The following is a 22,495-nucleotide window of genomic DNA, read 5'->3' on the forward strand; positions in this document are numbered from 1 at the left end:
TGACCTTGCCCCCTAAAATGCCCTCGATTTGAAGTAAGGTCTGTCCATTGGAGACAGGCGATGAAGAAAGCACGTTTCACGCAGGACCAGATCATTGGGATCCTGAAGGAGCATCAGGCGGGCACAACGGCTGCGGACCTGTGCCGCAGGCACGGGATCAGCGATGCGGCGTTCTACATCTGGCGATCGAAATACGGCGGGATGGAGGTATCGGAAGCGCGGCGGCTCAAGGCTCTGGAAGAAGAGAACGCGAAGCTGAAGCGGCTCCTGGCGGAGAGCGTGATGGACGTCTCGACGCTGAAGGACCTGCTGGCAAAAAACTCGTGACGCCCGGTTTGCGGCGGGATGCCGTGACCTGGGCGATCCGGGAGAATGATTATTCGCAGCGACGGGCCTGTCAGGTTGTGAGACGTCATTGGCGTAAATCATGATGCGATCGACATCATCCATGATTTCTGCGTCCTTGACGGGTTTGTGGCATCGATTGCGGAGACGTGGTCGTTGCCGGAGACGCTCGGCCACTTTTAGCCCGTTCAACACCCGCTGTCGGCGTTGGTTGTAGGCGTGGTTGAACCCACGCAGCAGGGCTTCAAGATCCGCGTGGTGCGCGACGTTGATCGGCAGGATTTCGGTTACGAAACGGCTGTTGAACCGCTCGACCATGCCATTCGTCTAGGGCGAGTAGGCCCGGGTCCGCCGCCGATCCACACCCTGATCCTGGCATGCTTTCTCAAACGCATCCGCAGTAAAGCAGGAACCGCGATCGGTCAGGATATGGGTTATTTTGAATGGAAAAGCGGCTTTGGCGGCCTTGAGAAAATCGACGGCATTGACAGCATTCTCGGCGTCGTAGACGGCCAGATGCACGAAGCGCGAGCAGCGATCGATCGCGACGCAGAGGAACCGTTTACGGGCCTCACCATCTGCGGTCTGCAGCTTCGGCAGATGCTTCACGTCGATATGGACATAGCCCAGGTCATAATCCCGGAAGGTGCCCTCTCCCCGCGCCGGGCGGACCTTCTCCTTCGCCGGCCGGCGATTGAGGCCTGCGTCCTTGAGGATGCGCCGGACGCTGTCGCGGTTGAGGTGGTGTCAGTGCTGGATGTAATCTCCCCAAAACGGCTGGCTGAAATTTCCCCAGTTTGACCGAGGATCGTCCTGGCGGGGGCATGCCCCCGCCAGGACGATCGTTCCCCAAATAACCTGCGCATCCCGGCAGAAGGGCGAGCAGGTGATTGGCGTAAGGGAGACTGTGTTGATCCACGAATTGAAACGACTGGGACTGGGTGTCAGCGCGATCGCGCGACAGACGGGCCTGGACCGCAAGACGGTGCGCAGATATCTGGCCCGGGGTATTGAGGCCCCGCGCTACAGCCCCCGCGAGGAGAGCGAGCGCATTGCCGAACGCTTTCGCACCTATTTGCTGGGACGACTGGAGGCGTATCCTGGACTTTCCGCTCGCCGGCTGCACCGCGAGATCACGCCGATGGGATACGAGGGGGCCTATTCGACGCTGACGGAATATCTGCGGCTCGTCAGGCCGCAGGTGCCCAAGGTGTTCGAACGGTGTTTCGAGACCGCTCCCGGCGAGCAGGCGCAGGTGGATTTCGCCGAATTTCCGGTGACGTTCCTGACCGAGCCTCAGGCGCCGCGCAAGGTCTGGCTTTTCAGCATGGTGCTGGGCCACAGCCGCTGGCTCTGGGGCCGGTTCTGCCCGAACCAGACCTTGGAAACCGTCCTGCGCTGCCACATCGCCGCCTTCGAGGCGATGGGCGGAAGCTGCACCGAGATCCTCTATGACCGCATGAAAACCGCGGTTCTCGGCGAAGACCCCACGGGGGTCATCACCTATAATCCCTCGCTGGTCGCTCTGCTCGACCATTACGGCAGCGCACCGCGCGCGTGCCAGCCATATCGCGCCAAGACAAAGGGCAAGGTCGAGCGGCCGTTCCGGTATATCCGGCAGGATTTCTTCCTCGGGCAGAGTTTTCGCGACCTTGATGAACTCAATGCCCGCTTCGACGACTGGTTGCGCTCCATCGCCAATGCCTGGCATCATGCCACGACCGGTCGTATCGTCGCGGAACATTTCGCCGACGAGCGGCCTCATTTACGAGCCCTGCCAGCCCATCCGTATGACGCCGTCCTGACGGTCGAGCGTCACGTCAGCCGCGAGGGCATGGTCTCGATCGGCGGCAATCTTTACAGCGTGCCAGACACCGCCCGACGGCGCATTCTCGAGATCCAGAACCACCCTACGGAAGTCCGGATCTTCGAGGAGGGCGCCATGATCGCCCGCCATCCGGTGCTGGACGGGCGTAACCAGCGCCGTGTCGATCCTGCGCACCGCAAGGCCGTGCCGGCGGCGCGCCAGATCAGGACCTCGCCCGAGCGAACCAACGTCGCACGCCGGCCCCTCGCTTTCTATGAGGCAGTCGGTCGCAGGCTGGTCACCACAGGAACGGGTGATCGGCCATGACGCCTGTGACCGAACGCATCCGACAGAGCCTGGTCCACCTGCATATGGCGCGGGCCCTGGAAACCCTCGACCAGACCCTCGGCCGTCTGGAGCGCGGCGACATCAGCGCGATCGAGGCCATCGACGAACTGCTGGCCGAGGAACTCAGCCTGCGGGAGGGACGCCGCATCGGCGTCGCCCTGCGAATCGCGCGCCTTATGCCGATCAAGACGCTCGAAAGCTTCGATTTTTCCTTCCAGCCCTCCCTCGAGCGAAACCGGATCATGGCAATCGCCCAACTCGAGTTTATCGGCCGCGCGGAAGTCGTCCATTTCCTTGGCCCGCCCGGGACAGGCAAGAGCCACCTCGCCACGGCCATCGGTGTCGCGGCGGTCAAGGCGGGACGCAGCGTCTATCGCTGCACCCTCGCCGAACTGATCGAGGCGCTTGCTCGCGCCGAGCGCGAAGGCCGCCTCGCGGAGAAGATCCGTTTCTACGCCCGTGCCGCGCTGCTGATCGTCGACGAGATCGGATACCTGCCGATCACGAGCGGTGGCGCCAATCTGTTTTTTCAGTTGGTCAATGCCCGATACGAGAAGGGATCGATGATCCTGACCTCCAACAGGGGCTTTGCCGAATGGGGCGACGTGTTCGGGGACCCGGTGGTGGCAACCGCGCTCCTCGATCGTCTCCTCCACCATGCCATCGTCGTGCAGATCGAAGGGGCCAGTTACCGGTTGCGTCAACACGCGGACCTGGTGCCGGAACACACCCGGGCCCATGCCAATCTCACCCCGCCTCCGCTACCAAAACGCCGTGGACGGCCACCCAGGAGAGGAACCGACGATCAAGGCTCTGGCTGATCCCCAGAAACCAGAAACTGGGGATTTTTCATCCAGCACTTTTGCAGACTTTTCATCCAGCATTTACAGCGACACCCATGGAGCCGTGATCAGGAAATCCCGGCCATCGGCGATCAGGTCGCCCCAGTCCGACGCAGGCGGAGACGCACCAAATCCCAAAAAGCTCAGGCTGGCCACCGAGAGGATGGCACTGCCGAAATCCAGTATCGCCAGCGCCGCAACAGGCCCCCGGCAATTGGGCAGGACATGTCGCATGAGCGTATATGTGCGGCTGGCTCCCCCCAGCCGCGCGGACTCGACATAGGGCAATGTACGCACGCGCAGCACCTCGGCGCGCGTCGTCCGTGCAAAGCCGGGAACGATACCGATGCCGACCGCGATCGCAACTGGCAACGTCCCGAAGCCGATGGCGGTGACGACGGCAAGCGAAAGCAGGAGAACGGGAAGTGCCAGCACCACGTCGACGCACCGCATGATGACCGCGTCCACCCAGCCGCCGGCAAATCCCGCGAACAGCCCCAGCACCAACCCGCCCGACAGCGCGATCCCGATCGCAATCAGCGCCGCCTCGACGGAGAGCGAGGCCCCATGGATCACCCGGGCATACAGGTCGCGCCCGAGAGCGTCGGTACCGAACAGATGCGTCGCCCCCGGCACCACCAGCCGTTCGGTCGGCGAGGTGGCGTAGGGCTGGTAGTGCGTCAGCAGCGTGGGCGCCGCCGCAGCAGCCAGGACGAAGGCGAGGAAGACCGTCGCGAGCGCGAAGCCGGGTCGATGTGTCAGTGATCGGGCGCGGGCAACGAGATGCCCCACCCGCTCGGCCCATTCGCGCTGGGGGAAAACGGCACGCCCGCCGACTGCGGGAAGATTGTCCATCACGTTACCCTCGGCGCCCGCGCGACCCGAGGGTCGAGCAGCGAATAGAGCAGGTCGATTGACAGGTTGATCACGACAAAGACCGTGGCCGAGAGAACCACCACCGCCAGCACCACGGGAATATCCTGCCGCAGCACGGATTCCTGCACCAGCCGCCCCACGCCCGCACGCGCGAACAGCGTCTCGATGATGACAGCCCCAGAGACAGTATGGCCGATTTGCATGCCGACCAGCGTAAGCACGGGCAGGATCGCATTCCTGAACACATGCCGACGCTGGATCTCCGCGCGCGTCAGGCCCTTTGCCCATGCGGTGGCGATGAAGGGCTCGCGCCAGGTCTCATTCAGCCCCCGGATGAGCACCTGCGCATAGACAGCCATACTCGGTACCGAGAGCGTGGCCGCCGGCAGAACGAGTGACGCAAAGCCGTCATTGCCGGTCGATGGGAACCAGCCAAGCCTGAACGCGAAAATTTCGATCAGCACAAGGCCGAGCCAGAAGATCGGGATCGAGAACCCAAGCGACGGCAGCCGGTTCAGCACCGATTTGAGCGGCAGCCATGTGACATAGGACGCGACCCAGGCAAACCCGATGCCGAAGATCAGCGAGAAGGCGATCGCAAGTCCACCAAGGGCCAGCGTCTGTGGCAGACGCGCGGAGATCAGCGACCAGACCGAAACATTCGCATTGAGCGAGTTGCCGAAATCGCCATGCAGGGCCGCCCACAGCCGCGTGAAATACTGCGCCAGCATACCGCGATCGAGCCCGTAGAAGGATCGCGCACGGGCGAGGTCGGCGGGCGAGAGCGAATCGACATCCACCCCCGACGCATTCAGCATGATGCTCAGCGGATCACCGGGCAGCAGGTAGAGGATGAGATAGGCCGTCGTATAGGCGCCCCACAGAACCATCAATGCCTGAAGCAGCCGGCCGCCGATATAGCGTGTCATGGCGTGACCCGGATATCGTTCAGGAGCGCAAATCCCTCCGATGTCCAGGAAAATCCTTGTACCTTTGGTAGAGTCGCTGCCTCCCAGACACGTTCATAGAGCGGGAACACCACACCCTCATCGATCAGAAGGTCCTGCAATGCGGCATAGGCGCGGGCACGCTCCGTATCGTCGGTGGCCAGAAGCCCCGCGTCGAACAGCTTTTCCGCCTTCGCCAGCGTCTCCGGCGCATAGGCATCGTTTGCGAGCGCCCCCCGTCTCGCATAACGCGGATCGAGAATGTTCTGGAGCACGATCGGATCGCCCCGCGTCAGATAGCCTTCCACGAGGTCGTATCGCCCTGCCGAAGTGCGCGCCATCCACTCACCGGGTGCCAGCACGATGAGTTTCAGGTCGAAACCCGCCTGCCGAAGCTGGTCCTGCACGAGCAGGATGCCCGCCGTCTCCTTTTCGAAGAGGTTATCGACCAGGGTCAGTCTCTTGCCGTCCTTGTAGCGATAGCCATCGCTGCCACGCGCCCAACCCGCCTTGTCGAGCAGAGCCGCCGCACCGGCAGGATCGTAGGCGAGCTTTTCCTTCTCGGATTTAAAGAAGGGCGTCGTGACGTCGTAGACGCTCTGGACGACCGGAAACGTGTCGTCATAGATCGTCCGCGCGTAGCTCACCCGATCGATCGATTTCTGGAGCGCCAGCCGCACGACGGGATCGGCAAGGACTTTCCCCGGCTTCACATTCGGATAGACATTATAGGCGGGCCCAGGCAGGGAACGGCTGTGGAACCGTGCGCCCTTCGTTGCGAGGAGTTGCTTGTCGGCGGCCGAGAATGGCTCGCGCGGCCAGAGAATATCGACCTGCCCCTGGAGGAACTGGCCGTTGCGCACATTGCCCTCGGGGACATAGCGCAGCTCGATCGCGTCGACGGAGGCCTCGCCGGGATTGGTCGCGGCACGGGACGGCCAGCCATAGCCGTGACGCCTGACGAGCTTGACGCCGACCTCGGGTGTATAATGTTCGAGAATGAAGGGACCGGTGCCGATGATCGCGCCCAGGGAACGTTCCCTTGCGGTCCTTGTGTAGGATTCCGGCGCAAGGATCGCGAGATGGGTCGTTGACGTCGCCTGAAGGAAGCCCGCGTTTGGCTGCGACAGCGTGATTTTCACGGTATGGTCGTCGAGCACGTCGGCATGGTCGTAGCCGGCGAGATAGATCGCGCCAAAGACAGTCGGCACCGAAATGGCGAATGCCTTATCCGCATCGAACGCCGTCTTCACCGCCTGGGCGTTGAACGGTGCCCCGTTGCTGAAGCTCACCCCGTCGCGCAGATGGAACGTGTAATTCAGACCGTCTCTGCTGATCTCCCAGCTTTTCGCGAGCCAGGGCACGACCCGCCCGGTGACGGGGTCCTGGTCGGTCAGCGATTCAGCAACGTTGCGTAATTCCACCCTGTGCTCGATGTAATAGACTTGGAACGGGTCCACGCTCACCAGCAGCGGATTGTCTCGGAAGAAGCTGATCCTCAGTACGGTCTCGGCACGTGCCTGCCCGGCGAGCAGCAGCGCGGCACAAAGCGCAGCACCCACCGCGACATGACGCCCTGTGCGCGCCATCTCTACTGCTCGTAACCGGGCAGATCCCGATCGACCTTACGCAGGGCCGCTTCCCAGATCAGGTCGGGAAACCCTTTCTTGCCGTCCGTGGGCCGGCGGATGCGGTTTCCGACCTGTCGCTGGACCTCAGCCTGGGCGGCTTCTGGCGCAATCAGGATATTCTCCCGTCCGACCGACAGCGTACGAACCTGCGTCGTGCAGGCGCTCTCAAGTTGGTAGATCCGCCCGAACGCGGCCCCGATCGTATCGCCGAGCGCCAACGTGCCGTGATTGCGCAACAGCAGGAAATTCGCGTTGCCCAGATCGGCGACCAGACGCTCGCGCTCGTCGAGATTGAAGGCGATGCCTTCATAATCATGATAGGCAAGTGAAGGAATGATGCCCAGCGCACGCTGGTTTATCGGCAACAGCCCTTCCGCATGGGCCGAGACGGCAGTGCCGTCCGCGCTGTGGAAATGCGCGATGAACTGCGCATCCGGCCTGGCGGCATGGATGGCGGAATGAATCACGAAACCGGCATAGTTGATGCCATACGCGCTGTCGGTATCGAGAATATTACCTTCGAGGTCAATCTTGACCAGGCTGGAAGCCGTAATTTCCTCGAACAGCAAGCCAAGCGGATTGAGCAGGAAATGATGCTCCGGCCCCGGCACGCGCGCGGAAATATGGGTGGCAAGCAAATCATCCCAGCCGTAGATCGCGGCGAGCCGGTAGAAGGCCGCAAGATTGACTCGCGCCTCCCACTCCGCCGAGCTGAAAGCGTCCCGTCGCGCACGTGGATGTGAGAAAATCGCTGTGCTCATGATCAAGCCTCATCGCGTGAACTTATTTTCACGTCAATTTACGATATGAATTCATTATCCACTCATAAAAAAAGTTCATTCGTGTCGTAAGAGAGGCTTGATCAGCCCTTCAGAAGACAAGCCGGTCTCCATGGCGCCGGCCACATCCAGCCGGCGCGGAGTCGTGCGCGTTTCGAACGAAATCGGAAGCTTTCCGCTATTTCGTCACGATCTCGGGCGGAAAGCGGCATGAGGCCGCGCATCGGGTCAGCAGGGCAGCCTCACCAGCTATACCCGACCTTTCCGTAGAAATAACTGCCTTCCTGACCATAGATCGCCGCTGAACTATAGTTCGGATTGGCATACAGGAGCGAACTCTTGCTCTGGGCGAGCGCGCTGAGCACTTGCGGGCGATGGTTGAATACGTTGTTACCGCCCACGGAAAGCCTGATCCGGTTCCTGAACGTATAGGTGATGTCAAAATCCATCAGCCACGCCGCCGCGACTGTCTCGTCATAGGCTGCGCCGAGATTGCTCAGATTATGTGTGGGCGAGTAACGGGTGACCCGAACCGTCGTCGCCCAGCCGTCCTTGTTCCAGGTTCCGGACAGGCGCAACGTGTTACGCGGGTAGATCGAGGTGATGTTGCCGATCTGGTTTCGGTACAGGGCATTGACAGCCGGCCCGAGATAAACCGAAAGCGGATTGACGCGCTCCAGCTGGTGCTGCTGCTGATTCATCATGACCGTCCACAACACCGTCCCCGCGTTGCCGAAGCGGCTCAGGTAATGCGCCTGAAGATCCAGGCCCATGGTGCGGGTGTGGGCGGCGTTCCGCTCGTAGGTATAGCCGTAGTAATTTCCGTCATTGGGCACATATCCGCCCGCATGAAGAATATTCATGACATATTGCCCGGACACACCGGAGCCCGACACCGAGATCGGCACAATCTGGTTGAAGATGTCGATACGGTAGGCATCGACGCTGATATCGAGACGCGGCGCCGGCGTCAGAACGAAACCCACGTTGAAATTATGCGATGTTTCGGGCTTCAGAGGCGTGGCGCCCAATGCGCGGGCCGCAGGATTGTTGACCGAGGCATAGGTGTTATAGGACGGCACAAGCTGGTTGCTGTTGGGCAACACATTGAATGCCAGCGCGGTGCTCTGAAAATCCTCCTGCTGTAGCGTAGGGGCGTGGAATCCGTTGCTGGCCGAGCCGCGCAAGGCGAGCCACGGCGTCACCTGGTAGCGCAAGGATGCCTTTCCATTCAGCGTATTGCCGAAATCGCTGTATTGTTCATCCCGGCCCGACAGCCCGATCGTCAGATCACGGGTCACCCGCTGGGCGAGGTCGATATAGAACGCGCCATTCATGCGGGAATAGGTTCCAGCCTGCTCGGGCGAAGTGTTGCCCAGACCGGCCGCCTCCGGGAGGCCTGGGGTCGGGCTGGAAAACGGATAGACCGCCGGGTTGATATAATCACCGTTGGCATAGGAAGCGGGATCGCCGGCAGCGACCTCATACTGATTGTATCGATACTCGATTCCACCCGCGACCTGGAGCGGGTTGGCGAACAGGCCCGTGCGGAAGTCGCGCTTGATGTCGAAATCCGCCGTAAGCTCGGAATTTGTCAGAGACTGTAAATGAAAATCATGTGGGCTTGTCGGACCAAGCGAGTTGTTGATGGAGTTGTTGATGCCGATGGAGGAATAGTTTCGGCCATAATTGACGCTTGCGTCCCATTTCCAGCCGAAGAAATTATTGCCGCGGAATCCTGAGGTGAACTGAAAATCCTGGTCCTCGGTCGTATCGGTCGGCAGGTAGCCCTGCGGGTAGACGCTGATGATATTCTGCGTCGAGTTCGACGGCCGGTACCAGGCGGATGCGAAGACCGTGCGGTGGGTATAGGTCGCGAACGAGTAAAAGGTCGCGGCGGCGCTCAGCGGAAGCTCGAGATTGTAGCTCACGCTCTGGCGCTCGGATTCCGGCTGGCCGTTGATCCAGCGATAGCGGTTTCCGTTTTCCCGAGGGTCCTGCTGACCATTCGCCAGCAGGGGATAGAGCAGGATCAGGCCGCCTTGATTGTGAGGGGTCGCCCCGGCATTGTTCGTGGACTGGTTGCCCGTCAGTTCCGCCGATAGGTTGAGGAACCCACCTCGCCCCAAATGGAATCCCTGGTTGAATTCCAGATTGCCGCCCCGGCCATAATCCCCGAGCGGCCCCACGGTCGAGCCATACTGGTTGTAGCCCAGTTCCGCCGAACCGCCATGGTCGCCCGATTTGAGGATGATGTTGACAACGCCAGCGATGGCGTCGGAGCCATATTGGGCGGCAGCACCATCCTTGAGTATCTCGATATGGTCCACGGCGCTCATCGGGATCATGTCGAGATCGACCGGAGACTGCCCTTGCATCGCACCGCCGAAGAAGATCGACGACATGGTGTGCCGACGCTTGCCGTTGACCAGCACGAGCGTCTCATTCGCCCCCAACCCACGCAGCGAGATCGACTTGGTCGTGAAACCGAGCTGCCCCGGATAACCCGGCGTATTGTTGACGGAGGGGTCGAGTTGTACAAGCGCGTTCTTCAGGTTCGTCTGCCCGGTTCGCCGCAAATCCGCGCCGGAGATAATGACGATGGGCGCCATGCTGCGCGAGGCCCGCACTGCGGAACGCGTTCCCGTGACAATGACGGCCTCGCCACCCTCGCTCGGCGTCCGTTGACGCGTCGGCGCAGGGGCAAGGACCGTGGCACGGGGAGAGGCGACGTCCGTGGCGGATTTGACCGCCGTTTTTCCGGGGCGGATTTTCTCGTTCTGTACCGCAGCGTCTGCCGCATGGACCATGCGCGCCGGGAACAGGCAAAGGGTAGCCACGACCAGTCGTGCGGCATGCCTCTGATGGCGCACACGCAAGACGCCAGACTCTGCGGGAGAACGGGGCATCGTTTATTAAAGTCCTTAAAATAAATTTGATCTTTTAAAAATAATTACGATTTCAGAAAATAATAGAAAATTATCGAAATGGGAGAGATGACGACTCGAAATACGTCCCAATCCCTCATTAATATAAAAGAGCGCCGGAGAAATAAAAAATCTGGAACGATCATGCTCCACGCCTCGAATATGGCGACAGTTTCGGAAGCAGATTGCAGGATACCGCCGGCGTCAGATACGACGCCAAAGTTTTCGCCGACCGCATCCCTGCAATGAATTGATCTGCCCGAACGGAATGTCATCGACAATCCGTTCGGGCATTTCGGGCCATGACGCGGTCGCTGCCGGAAGACAGGAAAAGCCGGCCTCCCCTTCAGGAGGCCGCGACCTGAAGATCGCCGGACGCCGGGACGGTAGAGAACCCGGTTCCCGCGTCGTTCGACGCACGCACCGCCTCCGGCTCTTTGGCCGACCACCGATTTTCGGGAACCGGCAGGCCCAGATGGCCCCGAAGCGTATCCTGTTCGTAGTCCGTCTTGAAAAGACCACGCTGCTGAAGGATCGGAATCACGCGTTCGCGGAACAATGCGAAATCGTGCGGAGCCGAGACACGGACATTGAATCCATCGGCGGCGCCATCGCGGAACCAGCGCTCGATCTCGTCCGCCACCGTCTCCGCCGAGCCCACGAAGGAAAGACGCCAGGTCCCATAGCGCTCGGCAGCTTCTCGCAGCGTGAGTGCGTTCGCCTTGACGCCACGCAGGATACGTTCGGCATGTCCTTTGTAACTGTTGAGCGTCAGGCCGCTGACGTCGGGGAACGGCGCATCGAGCGGATACTGGCGGAAATCGTGATAATTGAACGCACGACCAAGTGCGACCAGCTTCTGTTCTATCGTGATGTCCCCGGTGCGCTCCCGTGCGATGGCCTGTGCTTCCTCATCGGTATCCGCGATAATCGGTGCGATGCCCGGCAGGACGGTGATCAGGTCCGGATCGCGACCGGCAGCGCGTGCCCGGCGCTTCAGGTCCTGATAATAATCGCGGGCACCATCGAAATCCTCGACGCCGGCGAAGGTGGCATCCGCGATCTCCGCACCGAGCTGCCGCCCGTCATTGCTGTCACCGGCCTGGAAGATCACCGGATAACCCTGTTTCGAACGGCTCAGGGCCAGCGGGCCGGCGACAGACAGGAACGCACCCTGATGGTTCAAGGCATGCTGCTTGGATTTGTCGAGGAAAATGCCCTTCTCTTTGTCATAGGGAAAGGCATCGGCCTCGTAGCTGTCCCACAACCCCTTGACCACCTCGACGAACTCCTTCGCCCGGCGATAGCGGACGGCGTGATCCAGGTGCTTGTCGTGCCCGTAGTTCCGGGCAGCGCCTTCAAGCCCCGTGGTCACCACGTTCCAGCCCGCCCGGCCACGGCTGATATGATCGAGCGAGCCGAACAGCCGCGCGACATTGTAAGGCTCCCAATAGGTGGTGGTCAGCGTGCCAACCAGGCCGATCTTCGACGTCGAGACCGCCAGCGCCGAAAGAAGCGTCAGCGGTTCCAGACGGTTGAGGAAATGCGGCGCCGTATCCGGCGTGATGAATGGGCTGTCGACGATAAAGACGAGGTCGAACTTCGCCTCCTCCGCCAATCGGGCATTCCGGATATACCAATCGATATCGATGCTGGCATTGGACGGTAGATCGGGAAGGCGCCATGAGGAGAAATCGGTCCCCACGCCAGCCAGAATGGCACCGAGCTTGAGGGTACGCGGCTTGGAGTGGCTCATGATGGTCATCCTCGAATGCTGTGACGGGTCCTCAGGCAACGATCTTGCGAACGCAGATCCCGCCACGGCCAGCGAGAAATATTCAATCGATCCATGTGCAAGACAAAAGCATCGACGCATTCAGGAGTGCCAAACCGTCACACGATAAAAACTCATTTGCCTGACCACGGACGCTCGTACGATCTTCGTCCGCGCCCCGCACCCGCTTTTTCTTGGCTTCCACATCAGATTTTCAGGATATGGTACGACATGAAGGAAATGGATGCAGATGTGCTGGTCGTCGGTGGCGGCATGGCCGCGGGATGGGCAGCCATCTCCGCCGCGAAGACCGGCGCTTCCGTGATCGTCGTGGACAAGGGTTTCATGGGAACGAGCGGCGTCACCGCTCCCGCCGGCCCGAACCACTGGTGGGTTCCTCCCGACCCCGCGCAGCGCGAGGCGGCCATCCGCCGCAGGCTGGAGACCGCCTTCGGTCTGGCGGATTCGAAATGGATGGAACGGATCATCGACATCACCTGGCGATCGATCCCGGAACTGGACCCTTACTACCCGTTTTCGGGTGACGGCAAGGGCGGCCTCTTCCGTTCCGGTCTGCGCGGGCCGGAATATGTGCGGGCATTGCGCCGGTACGCGACGGATCTGGGCGTGCACGTGCTCGATCATCATCCGGCGCTGGAACTTCTGGGACGGCAGGACGGCTCGGTCGGCGGCGCGGCGGGATATGACCGGCTGGGCGGTGTTTCATGGCATGCCCGCGCCGGGGCAGTGGTCCTGGCGACCGGGGGGTGCGGCTTTCGTTCCGGCCTGATAGGCAGTTATTCCAATACCGGGGACGGCTATCTGATGGGCGTCGAGGCTGGCGCGGAACTATCGGGTATGGAATTCTGCATCTCCTATTCCATTTCCCCTGCCTGGCTCAGCACCCGGACGCTTCCCTATACCGGTGCGCGCTATTATGACGCAGCCGGTGCGGAGATCGATGTTCCCGCAGGTGTCAGCCGGATGCGCGAACATCTGCTCGTGCTCGCCGATGCATTCCGTGCCGGGCCGGTCTACGCGGATCTGCGGGAGGCGCCGAAGGCGCTCCCGGACGTAGTGCGCCAGATCCAGCCGGCGACAGTCGCGGCCTTCGAGCGCCGGGGACTGGACATGTTTCGTGACCGCTTCGAAGTAAAGCTGTTCGGCGAAGGCACCATCCGTGGCACCGGAGGCTTGCGGATCGTGGATACGGGCTGCGCAACGTCGGTGCGTGGACTTTTCGCTGCGGGAGATGCCGCAACGCGCGAGCATATCGCCGGCGCGACCAGCGGCGGCGGCGCACAGAATGCAGCCTGGGCGCTCTCGTCGGGCGTTCTGGCGGGCCAGGCCGCAGCCGCCCTCGCCCGCCACGAAGGCAAACGCGCAGCGGACGAGGGACTGGCCCCCCTGGGCCAGGCGGGCCTGCGCCCCCTGGCCGGCATGCGCCCGGTCGACCAGAAAGCCCTTCAGCAAACCGCCGGAGAAGAGATCCTCGATCTCGACAAGGCCTTGCGCCGCCGTGCGACCGGACTGGAAGCCTCGGGCCGCCGGCTTGAGGGCGCGTGGCAGGAGGTGAGCGGCCATCTGGTCGGCAAAAGCCTCGACGCGGTTGCCGCACGCGAAACAGCGGCAATGGTCGCCACCGCCCGCTGGTGCAATGAAGCTGCCCTCGCTCGCACGGAAAGCCGAGGCATGCATGTGCGTGAGGATTTTCCGCACATCTCGCCACTCCAGGCCCATCGCCAGATGGTGGGCGGGCTCGATCGGGCTTGGATCAGGCCCGATGTCGCGCCCCAAAGGCAGACAAAAGGACACCCAGGATGATCGAAGACATTTTTCCGGAACGCTGCACCGGCTGCAATGATTGCGTCACCGTCTGTCCCGACCATGTGCTGGACCCCGGCGCGGCAGGCGCTCCTCCCGTCATCGCCCGTGTCGCGCAATGCCAGACCTGTTTCCTGTGCGAACTCTATTGCGCGCATGATGCCATCTACGTCGCGGTGGAGGGAGCAGGAACCGGAACGACGCTCCATCATCCCACGCCGCTGATCGGGCGTCTTCGCCATGATTATGGTTGGGACGGCAGCACCGACGATCCATTACGTGCGTTCTGGCAACTCGGGCCGCTATTGCGGGAGGGACTGGAAATATCGGCCGCGCGCCATACCCGACGGCAGGCGACCGCGCTGAGCGAGGCAGCCACCGGGCAGGAAGGAGACGAAGCTCTCTCCTCCCGCGCTCTGGGGACCACGCCGAAAGACCCGGCGGCATGATCCGCCTGCCTGGCCGCCGCACCATACTCGGCGCATCCATCGCAGCGCTGCTTCCTCTGCCCGCTGTCGCGGGAACGGATCAGGCCGGCGCCATTGATGGCAATGGCACCATTACCCTGCTTGTCGGCGATCAGCGCGGAGCAACCCGTTCCATCCTCAAATCCGCAGGCCAGCTGGAGGGCCTGCCCTATCGGGTCCAATGGGCCTTTTTCCCGGTCGGCGCGCCGCTGGTTACGGCTATCGCCGCGGGTGCGCTCGATTTCGGTTATGTCGGCGACGCGACGGCCACATTCGCCTTCGCGGGAGAGCGCCCCCTCAGGGTCATCACGGTCTGGAAAATGGATGGGGCCAGCAGCGCGCTCGTCGTCCCCAGGGGAAGCACCGCACGGACGATGCGCGACCTCGTCGGCCGCCGCATCGCGTTCGTCAAGGGATCACCCGGACATCTGCTGGTGCTTGCGGCGCTGAAGCGTGAGGGGCTGACGCCCGACCAAATCATCGCGACGCCGCTTTCTGCCGCTAACGCCCGGACCGCCCTGGCGAACGGCAGCATCGACGCATGGGCCATCTGGAACCCATTCATCGCCACGGTCGAACGCGAAGACCAGGCCCGCATTCTCCTGACCGCTCACGGGCTTGTCGATGAAGTCGAATGCGGCGTGGCAAACCAGGGCGCGATCACAGGGAAGAGAGGCGAATTCCTCGATTTTCTGGCGCGCGTCAACAGGGCCCTCGCCTGGGGCAACACCCATCGGGAAGAACGGGCCCGCGGGTTCAGCCAGGATAGCGGTGTGCCCATCGAGGTCGCCCGGCTGACCTCATCGCGTCTGCATGTGATGCCGCTCAACCATGTGACCGACGAGGCGATCACGATACACCAGCGGGTCGCCAACCTCTATCAGTCAGCCGGCGTCATCCCTTCGCCGATCGACGTGGCCCGGTTCTACGACCGATCCTTCGTCATTCCTGCCTGAGCCCCGCAGCCCGACGACGAAGCACTGGGCATTGCGCATGTATCTTCCGATACATGAATAACGGCAAACATTCGTGTAATATTTTCTCGTATGACATATCCACACATTACCGCGATATTTTTTCGGACAACACGATCTATGCATGTTCACGTAAATCCACGCGGTAATCGCCCTCACGACGCCAGGTAAACCAGGGGCATATCGGGTCAAGGGACTGAAATAGCCATGTAACGCGGCCACCATGAGTGTGCAGAACGTGATCTTGACGGGTGCTACGCCCGGGTATTTCGATTCGGGATCCAATATTCGATGACACGAGCCTCGAGACAGAGAACAATCAAGCGGGTGAACGGGGCGACGTCTGCGTTCGTAGCCGGCCTGCTTGCCTCCGCGTCGGCCTATGCAGACACGCCGCCAACCGAAGAACGATCGACTCATCATACCGGCCGGGCAACCCCTCCGGCGCCGCGCACGGTGGCCGCACAACCGTTCTCCCCCACCACGCGGCCTGCGGTTGCAGCGGCACATGCCGTTCCAGCACCGGCAGCGCCTGAAACGATCAGCGTACGGGGCAGCACGCGCGCACCACGTCTAGCCGCGTCGGTGCCGATGGGCGCGCTAGGAGCGCGCTCGGAACTTGATACGCCGTTCTCCCTCAGTTCCGTCTCGGCAGCAAAGATGGAACAGCTCCAGGCCGCCGATATCAACGACGTGTTCCGGGCGGAACCCGGCGTGCAGGAAAATTCAAATGGCGGATCCACCGCCTCGGGTGCCAGCTTCCGTGTCCGTGGTCTCAGTCTGGACTGGAGCAACGGCTACAAGATCGACGGCATGGCGGTCCCATACTGGTATATCGACTTGCCGATGGCGAATTTCGAACGCCTGCAACTGACCAAGGGCGCATCCGCCTTCATGTACGGGTTCGGTTCGCCGGGTGGCGTCCTGGACTTCCAGCTCAAGAAGCCGGTCGAGGAACGCAAGCTGACGCTCGAAGCCGGGTATCGTACCGATGCGGTGTTCCGCCAGATGCTCGATACCGGTGGGTCCTTCGATCGCGCCCATCGTTTTACGTATCGGCTGGTGTTCGGCAACGAAGTCGGCAACCAGTATAACAGTAGCTTCATGCGCAACACGTCGGTGTCGTTTTCGACACGCGCGCAGATCACCGACACCCTGTCATGGCATTTCGACTCGTTTTACGACGCCAGCCTGCAAAAGGATATGGTCAACGGCGTCGCCGTCAGTTCGAGCGCCATCGGGCCGAACTTCAATTATCTTGCGCCCATCAGCGGACGTGCGCCGTTCGGTGCGCCGGGGTCGTGGAAGACGAACGACGTCAAAGTGTTCCGTACCGGCTTTGACTGGAATTTCGCCAAGGATTGGCGTGCGAGTCTCGCCTATGGCTACACGCACCTCGACGAACGCTTCCCGTCCAACCAGGTTACGTTCACCAGCACGTACGGCAATTATGTGTCGCAGGAGTTCGAGCAGGACCGCGTGCTGGGCTATCATCAGGTCGATGCCTCGACCGAGGGCCATTTCCGGACCGGTCCGCTCCAGCATGACGTGTTGATCGGCATCACCTGGCAAAAGCAGGACTTCGACGCCGACGCGACAGCCGGCACGCAAGGCCCCAAGGAGTCGGGCAACATTCATGACGACCGTCCGACCCTGACGAATGCCACCAACTTCAATCCGCGACTCTATCATTACCTGGACAATCAGCAGGTCGCGCCTTTCTGGACCGATACGATCACCTGGCGCAAATGGTCGCTGCTCGCCGGCGCCCGCTATACCAACTACCAGGAAAATGATTTCGCAACGTCGGGCACGCAGACCGCCGCGCGCCGAAACAACCCGGTGACCCCGATCGTTTCGCTGTCCTACAAGGTCGATCCCGGCATCAACGCCTATTTCTCATATGTCGAGGCGATGCAGACCGGCGGAATCGGCGGCCCCACCAATGTCAACTACATGCAGGTGTTCGGCCCGATCCGCAGCCAGGAATACGAGCTTGGGGTGAAGATTCAGAGACGGATATGGAGCGGCACCGTGGCGCTGTACCGGCTCGATACCGGATCGGCGTACACCAACGCACAGAATTACTACACGCAGGACGGGCTCTCCCGCTATCAGGGCGTGGAGGCCGCCGGCGGCGTGCGCGTGACCCGGGACCTCACGCTCAATGGCAGCATCACCTATCTCAATGCCTATTACGCCTCGGGCCCGAAATCGGTCCTGGGCCACAAGCTCGAGGCCGTGGCGCCTTTCCAGGCCTCGTTCAGCGCGGATTATGCCATCCCGCTGGTGCATGGGCTGAGCGTGAATGGCGGCTTCAACTATGTCGGACCAAGCTGGCTCGACGCCGCCAATACGTTCCACCTGCAATCCTACCTGGTGGGCGACCTGGGCGCGTCCTACGTCACGCAGGTTGACAGGCATAAGCTGACCTTTCGCGCCACAGTCAAGAATATCGGCAACGAACGCTACTGGGTCAGCCGGGGCAGCTACAACCTGTTTCCCGGCGCGCCACGGACCATCGTGCTGTCCATGCGCTTCGATCTCTGACTTCAACAACGAGGAGAAAACCAATGTCCGTCAACTTCATCGGTTATATCGGCTTCAACAACAATTCCGAGATCCATGGCGGCGTCCGCAAGCGAGTGCTCGATCGAACCTATGTCGTGGACGCCCTGCGCGCGCAGGAAGCGGGCGGGTTCGACCGCGTGCTGATCCCGTTCGGGTCTAACTCGCCGGAAAGCCAGCTTGTCGCGGCTTATGGCGCGGCGTTGACGACGCGGCTCGGCTTCCTGGTCGCCCACCGGCCAGGCTTTACACAGCCGACATTGGCCGCACGCCAGCTCGCTACCCTCGATCAGCTCTCCCAGGGGCGCGTCGCCGTACACATCATCACCGGTGGGGCGGATGAGGAAATGGCACGCGATGGCGATGTCGGCACCACCAAGGCCGAACGCTACGCACGATCCGACGAATACCTGACCATCCTGCGCCAAGAATGGTCCGCGCAAACACCCTTCGATCATGACGGAAAATTCTATCATATCCGCCAGGCCAGCAGCGCGATCCATCCCGAGAACCTGCCGGTCTTCTTCGGCGGCACCTCGGCCGAAGCCGTCGACGTCGCCGGCCGCCATGCCGACGTCTACGCGACCTGGGGCGAGACGCTGGATGCCACCCGTGAGATCGTGTCGCGCGTCCGTGCCTCGGCTGCCCGCCATGGCCGGCAGATCGGCTTTTCGCTGTCGTTGCGCCCGGTGATCGCGGATACGGAAGAGGCGGCCTGGAAACGTGCCGACGAGATCGTTGAGCGCGTGCGCGCCAACCGCGAGGCCGCCGGCCTGCCGACCAGCGGCCACCGCCCGCCCAACGACGGATCGCGACGCCTGCTGGAAACCGCATCGTCCAACCGCCGTGACACCAGGCTGTGGACCGGCGTGGCCCAGTTGACGGGCGCTGCCGGCAACTCGACCGGCCTCGTGGGCACGCCGGAGCAGGTCGCTGATGCCCTTCTGGAATATTACAAGATCGGCATCGGAAACTTCCTTATCCGTGGCTTCGATCCCCTGGCCGATGCCATCGCTTACGGCCGCGACCTGATTCCGCTGGTGCACGAGAAGGTGGCCGCACTGGACGAACTGGCCGCCGCAAGCTGACCCCATCGCCACGCACCAGTCAGCCGGCCGGCCACTGGCGCCGGATTCACTGACGGCATGGACGATCCGGCCCGGCTGCATCGAGAGGAGTTGTCATTATGAACGCGATTACCAAACCGGGAAGCTTCACGATAACGCCGCTGGAGCCCACCATCGGGGCCGAGATCAGTGGGCTCGACCTGCGCACGCCGATCACGGACGGGGTCCGGGACGACCTGAAGCAGGCGCTGCTGCGTCATAAGGTCCTGTTTTTCCGTGACCAGAACATCGACACGCATCAGCAAGCCGCGTTCGCGAACCGCTTCGGGCCGCTCTATACCCATCCCAGCACGCATCGCTCACCCGAAATCCCTTCGGCACATGCGATTTCGGCCGCGGATTTCAAAGTCTACGCCGCCGATTACGACCAGCGGCGTCAGGGCTGGGACGCCTATCATACCGATACGAGCTGGCGCCTGGTGCCGACCTGGGGCGCGGTCCTGCGCGCGGTCAATTTGCCGGAACAGGGGGGCGACACGATCTGGGTCGACGGCGCACGCGCGCTTGAAACATTGCCCGACGACACCCGGGCACGACTGGAAGGCCTTCACGTCACGCATGATTTCGGCAGTTCGCTGAAGCGGGCAGGCCATGAATATCCGATCGTGGCGCACCCCGTGATCCGCACCCATCGCGAGACGGGGCAGAAGATCCTGTGGGTGAATTTCTCCCTGCGCCCAACACTGATCGGTCTCGATATCGCGGAAAGCCGTGCGTTGCTGACCATCGTCAGCGACCAGTATCGCCGGCCGGAAAACCAGGTGCGCTTCTCATGGCGCCCCGGCTCGCTCGCCTTCTGGGACAATCGTGCCGCCGTCCATTACGCCGTGCGCGATTATGGCGATTTTCCGCGTCTGCTCGAACGGATCCTGATTGCGGACGAACCGCTCTACGCGGATCTCTGACGTCATGGCGAGGGACGTGACCATGCCACACGGGCGTCGCGATGCCCTGCGACGTGCGGTGGCGGGGATCGTCCCTCGGACAGTGTGAATGACGTCGCCTGCCATTGTCCGCTCCAGGGATGATGGCCTCAATTCTTGAGTAATTCCAAACCATCATATGAATTATATTTTCGCGACACGCCCCCCGTCTCCATAGTTAGGTTCCACGCCAGGATGTCAGGGGAGAGAAACGCGACATGCCCGTGGAATTCATCGGCTATGTGACTGGTCGCAACCAGTCCGAAACCATTCCCGGCGCCGGGCCGGCGGTCGATCCCGACTATATCGCGACGACCGCCAGGGTGCATGAGGATGCCGGGTTCGACCGCGTGCTGGCCGCATTTCACTCCAATTCCCCCGACAGCATCCTGATCGCCCAGCACGCGGCGTCAGTTACGCGACGGCTCGGCCTGCTGGTGGCGCATCGGCCCGGCTTCGTGGCTCCCACCCTCGCCGCGCGGCAACTCGCCACGCTCGACCAGATCACGCGCGGGCGGGTCGCCGTCCACATCATCACCGGCGGGAACGATATCGAGCTTCAGGCCGATGGCGATCACACGACCAAAGTCGAGCGGTATGCCCGAACCGACGAATATCTCGATATCGTCCGCAAGGAATGGGCCAGCCAGACACCATTCGACCATCAGGGACCATTCTATCGCGTCGATGGCGCGCAATCGCAGGTCCATCCCTATCGCCCGACCGGGATTCCGATCTATTTCGGCGGCGTCTCGGACGAGGCCATCCGCGTCGCCGGACGCCATGCGGATGCCTATGCGCTATGGGGCGAGACATATGACGAAGTGGCCAGACTGATCGCCCGTGTCAGTGCCTCAGCAGCCGCAAACGGGCGCCCGGCACCACGTTTTTCCCTCTCGCTGCGGCCGATCCTTGCCGAGACCGAAGACGCGGCATGGGACCGGGCACAACAGATCCGCGCGCGCATCGTCGCCTTGCAGGGCGACGCGATCCAGCCCGGCGCGTCGGCCGCACTCGACACGGCAGGCGCGCGCCCTTCCGCCGAAACCCTGCCGACGAACGAGGGCTCGCGCCGGCTGCAAAGACTGGTCGCGCGTGGCGAACGGCTGGATACGCGACTCTGGACCGGCGTTGCCGCCGTGACCGGAGGCCGCTGGAACTCCACCTCCCTGGTGGGCACGCCGGACCAGGTGGCGGAGTCGCTGCTCGCATATTATCGTCTCGGCATCACGACGTTCCTGATTCGCGGTTTCGATCCAATCAGCGATGCCGTGGCCTACGGGCGCGATCTGATCCCGCGCGTGCGCGCGCTCGTCGCCGCCGAGGATGCAACCGGGGGCGCGACCCAGATCAATCCGCACGCGGCATGATCCCTATCGGCCGACGACGGCTCATCCAGGCTCTGGCGGCCGTCGCCTCTCCACTTCCTTCTCGGGCCTGGGCCGACACTGGCGCGCAGCCCGTCGCCATCAGCTACCAGCGCTCGTCGGCGGTGATGCTGGCTCTCCAGACCAATCCTGATCTCGCCACCAGATTCAACGCGGCGATGGCCCGCATCGGCCTCGTGCCGCACTGGTATCAGTTCACGCATTTCCAGGATGCGATGATCAGCGACAGCATCCAGATCCAGGGCGATTCCGCCGATGCCGTCGCGATCTTCGCCCAGGCGGCGAATGCCCCCCTGACCTATCTGGCGCAGGAAAGTCCCTCCCCCGCCGCCGAGGCGCTGATCGTCCACGCGACCGACGGGATCGATACGATTGCCGGCCTGCGTGGAAAGCGCGTCGCCGTCGCACGCGGGTCCGGGTGCCATTACCTGCTTGTGCGCGTGCTGCGCGATGCCGGGCTGGCGCCGGGCGACGTGCATATCGCCTTCCTCGAACCACCCCAGGCCTCCGCGGCATTCGCGCAGAAATCCGTCGATGGCTGGGCCATCTGGGACCCTTTCCTCGCGGTGACGCAGGCCCGCATGCCCGTACGCGTGCTCTGCGATGGACATGGCGTCACCGATTATTATCGCTTCTACATGATCGACAATACTTTCGCGGCCGCCCATCCCCAGGCCGCCGGCGTCATGTACACAGCGCTGCGAGAGGCATCGGACTGGCTCCGCGCCCATCCCGATGATGGCGCCCGGCTGCTGTCGCCCGTGTGGGGCAATATGCCGCAGGAAATCGTCCGCAGCATCATCGACCGCCGCAGCCTGCATGTGGAGGCAATCACGCCGGCTGCACTCGTCGCTCAACAGCGCATCGCCGATGAATTCACAAGGCTGGGGCTGGTTGCCGGACGGGTGGATATCAGCAGGATGCCGGTATGGCGCGCGCCATGACACA

16 protein-coding genes and 2 pseudogenes are annotated in these 22,495 nt (G+C 62.4%); 11 read left to right on the plus strand and 7 right to left on the minus strand.

Annotation, left to right across the window (positions count from 1 at the left end):
• Positions 1-60: 60 nt before the first annotated feature.
• Positions 61-407 (plus strand): annotated as a pseudogene (locus HLH36_RS06725) (transposase); the annotation flags it as partial.
• On the opposite strand, the pseudogene HLH36_RS06730 reads toward HLH36_RS06725, so the two are convergent.
• Positions 397-1,089, minus strand: a pseudogene (locus tag HLH36_RS06730) (DDE-type integrase/transposase/recombinase); the annotation flags it as partial. The pseudogenes HLH36_RS06725 and HLH36_RS06730 overlap by 11 nt on opposite strands.
• 142 nt (positions 1,090-1,231) lie before the next feature.
• Here HLH36_RS06730 and istA point away from each other — a divergent pair.
• Positions 1,232-2,479, plus strand: coding sequence for an IS21 family transposase (gene istA / locus HLH36_RS06735; RefSeq protein WP_182985651.1), 1,248 nt, complete (start codon positions 1,232-1,234; stop codon positions 2,477-2,479).
• Complete coding sequence (istB, locus tag HLH36_RS06740) at positions 2,476-3,321, plus strand: IS21-like element helper ATPase IstB (protein ID WP_182985652.1); 846 nt, start codon at positions 2,476-2,478, stop codon at positions 3,319-3,321. The genes istA and istB overlap by 4 nt, the downstream gene beginning before the upstream one ends.
• A 63-nt stretch (positions 3,322-3,384) precedes the next feature.
• On the opposite strand, the gene HLH36_RS06745 is transcribed toward istB, so the two are convergent.
• From HLH36_RS06745 to HLH36_RS06770, 6 genes are all read right to left on the minus strand, one after another.
• The gene (locus HLH36_RS06745) at positions 3,385-4,197 is read right to left on the minus strand and encodes an ABC transporter permease (protein ID WP_182985653.1); all 813 of its coding nucleotides are present in this window, start codon (positions 4,195-4,197) and stop codon (positions 3,385-3,387) included.
• Positions 4,197-5,147: an ABC transporter permease gene (locus HLH36_RS06750; protein ID WP_182985654.1), complete on the minus strand. Its 951-nt coding sequence runs from the start codon at positions 5,145-5,147 to the stop codon at positions 4,197-4,199. The genes HLH36_RS06745 and HLH36_RS06750 overlap by 1 nt, the downstream gene beginning before the upstream one ends.
• On the minus strand, positions 5,144-6,754 hold the full coding sequence (locus HLH36_RS06755) for an ABC transporter substrate-binding protein (RefSeq protein WP_182985655.1): 1,611 nt from the start codon (positions 6,752-6,754) through the stop codon (positions 5,144-5,146). Before HLH36_RS06755 ends, HLH36_RS06750 begins: the two co-directional genes overlap by 4 nt.
• Positions 6,755-6,756: 2 nt before the next feature.
• Complete coding sequence (locus HLH36_RS06760; RefSeq protein WP_182985656.1) at positions 6,757-7,557, minus strand: class II aldolase/adducin family protein; 801 nt, start codon at positions 7,555-7,557, stop codon at positions 6,757-6,759.
• Between the two features lie 260 nt (positions 7,558-7,817).
• Positions 7,818-10,448 (minus strand): TonB-dependent receptor plug domain-containing protein, encoded by a 2,631-nt coding sequence (locus HLH36_RS06765; protein ID WP_338030406.1) that lies wholly within the window; start codon positions 10,446-10,448, stop codon positions 7,818-7,820.
• A 400-nt stretch (positions 10,449-10,848) separates the two neighbouring features.
• The gene (locus HLH36_RS06770; protein ID WP_182985657.1) at positions 10,849-12,258 is read right to left on the minus strand and encodes an LLM class flavin-dependent oxidoreductase; all 1,410 of its coding nucleotides are present in this window, start codon (positions 12,256-12,258) and stop codon (positions 10,849-10,851) included.
• Positions 12,259-12,507: 249 nt separating this feature from the next.
• Here HLH36_RS06770 and HLH36_RS06775 point away from each other — a divergent pair, with 249 nt between their 5' ends.
• The 8 genes from HLH36_RS06775 (at position 12,508) to HLH36_RS06810 (ending at position 22,491) form a co-directional block, all read left to right on the plus strand.
• The gene (locus HLH36_RS06775) at positions 12,508-14,100 is read left to right on the plus strand and encodes an FAD-dependent oxidoreductase (RefSeq protein WP_182985658.1); all 1,593 of its coding nucleotides are present in this window, start codon (positions 12,508-12,510) and stop codon (positions 14,098-14,100) included.
• Positions 14,097-14,549: a 4Fe-4S dicluster domain-containing protein gene (locus tag HLH36_RS06780; protein WP_182985659.1), complete on the plus strand. Its 453-nt coding sequence runs from the start codon at positions 14,097-14,099 to the stop codon at positions 14,547-14,549. The genes HLH36_RS06775 and HLH36_RS06780 overlap by 4 nt, the downstream gene beginning before the upstream one ends.
• Positions 14,546-15,523, plus strand: coding sequence for an aliphatic sulfonate ABC transporter substrate-binding protein (locus HLH36_RS06785; protein WP_182985660.1), 978 nt, complete (start codon positions 14,546-14,548; stop codon positions 15,521-15,523). The genes HLH36_RS06780 and HLH36_RS06785 overlap by 4 nt, the downstream gene beginning before the upstream one ends.
• Before the next feature lie 309 nt (positions 15,524-15,832).
• A complete protein-coding gene (locus HLH36_RS06790; RefSeq protein WP_182985661.1) occupies positions 15,833-18,091 on the plus strand; it encodes a TonB-dependent siderophore receptor in 2,259 nt (752 codons plus the stop codon).
• Positions 18,092-18,114: 23 nt separating this feature from the next.
• Entirely contained in the window at positions 18,115-19,197 is a 1,083-nt protein-coding gene (locus tag HLH36_RS06795; protein ID WP_182985662.1) for an LLM class flavin-dependent oxidoreductase, read from the plus strand.
• Positions 19,198-19,295: 98 nt separating this feature from the next.
• On the plus strand, positions 19,296-20,141 hold the full coding sequence (locus HLH36_RS06800; protein ID WP_182985663.1) for a TauD/TfdA dioxygenase family protein: 846 nt from the start codon (positions 19,296-19,298) through the stop codon (positions 20,139-20,141).
• Between the two features lie 236 nt (positions 20,142-20,377).
• Positions 20,378-21,529: an LLM class flavin-dependent oxidoreductase gene (locus HLH36_RS06805; protein ID WP_182985664.1), complete on the plus strand. Its 1,152-nt coding sequence runs from the start codon at positions 20,378-20,380 to the stop codon at positions 21,527-21,529.
• Complete coding sequence (locus tag HLH36_RS06810) at positions 21,526-22,491, plus strand: ABC transporter substrate-binding protein (protein ID WP_182985665.1); 966 nt, start codon at positions 21,526-21,528, stop codon at positions 22,489-22,491. The genes HLH36_RS06805 and HLH36_RS06810 overlap by 4 nt, the downstream gene beginning before the upstream one ends.
• The last annotated feature ends 4 nt before the right edge of the window (positions 22,492-22,495 follow it).

Source organism: Gluconacetobacter aggeris (assembly GCF_014174395.1).
Lineage (GTDB): Bacteria > Pseudomonadota > Alphaproteobacteria > Acetobacterales > Acetobacteraceae > Gluconacetobacter > Gluconacetobacter aggeris.

Bases quoted from the DNA above. Each gene is read 5' to 3' on its own strand.
- HLH36_RS06805 (WP_182985664.1), top strand. From the start codon at position 20,378: ATGCCCGTGGAATTCATCGGCTATGTGACTGGTCGCAACCAGTCCGAA.
- HLH36_RS06810 (WP_182985665.1), top strand. From the start codon at position 21,526: ATGATCCCTATCGGCCGACGACGGCTCATCCAGGCTCTGGCGGCCGTC.
- istB (WP_182985652.1), top strand. From the start codon at position 2,476: ATGACGCCTGTGACCGAACGCATCCGACAGAGCCTGGTCCACCTGCAT.
- HLH36_RS06790 (WP_182985661.1), top strand. From the start codon at position 15,833: ATGACACGAGCCTCGAGACAGAGAACAATCAAGCGGGTGAACGGGGCG.
- HLH36_RS06780 (WP_182985659.1), top strand. From the start codon at position 14,097: ATGATCGAAGACATTTTTCCGGAACGCTGCACCGGCTGCAATGATTGC.
- HLH36_RS06800 (WP_182985663.1), top strand. From the start codon at position 19,296: ATGAACGCGATTACCAAACCGGGAAGCTTCACGATAACGCCGCTGGAG.
- HLH36_RS06760 (WP_182985656.1), bottom strand. From the start codon at position 7,557: ATGAGCACAGCGATTTTCTCACATCCACGTGCGCGACGGGACGCTTTC.
- HLH36_RS06775 (WP_182985658.1), top strand. From the start codon at position 12,508: ATGAAGGAAATGGATGCAGATGTGCTGGTCGTCGGTGGCGGCATGGCC.
- HLH36_RS06795 (WP_182985662.1), top strand. From the start codon at position 18,115: ATGTCCGTCAACTTCATCGGTTATATCGGCTTCAACAACAATTCCGAG.
- HLH36_RS06770 (WP_182985657.1), bottom strand. From the start codon at position 12,258: ATGAGCCACTCCAAGCCGCGTACCCTCAAGCTCGGTGCCATTCTGGCT.
- HLH36_RS06785 (WP_182985660.1), top strand. From the start codon at position 14,546: ATGATCCGCCTGCCTGGCCGCCGCACCATACTCGGCGCATCCATCGCA.
- HLH36_RS06750 (WP_182985654.1), bottom strand. From the start codon at position 5,147: ATGACACGCTATATCGGCGGCCGGCTGCTTCAGGCATTGATGGTTCTG.
- HLH36_RS06755 (WP_182985655.1), bottom strand. From the start codon at position 6,754: ATGGCGCGCACAGGGCGTCATGTCGCGGTGGGTGCTGCGCTTTGTGCC.
- HLH36_RS06745 (WP_182985653.1), bottom strand. From the start codon at position 4,197: ATGGACAATCTTCCCGCAGTCGGCGGGCGTGCCGTTTTCCCCCAGCGC.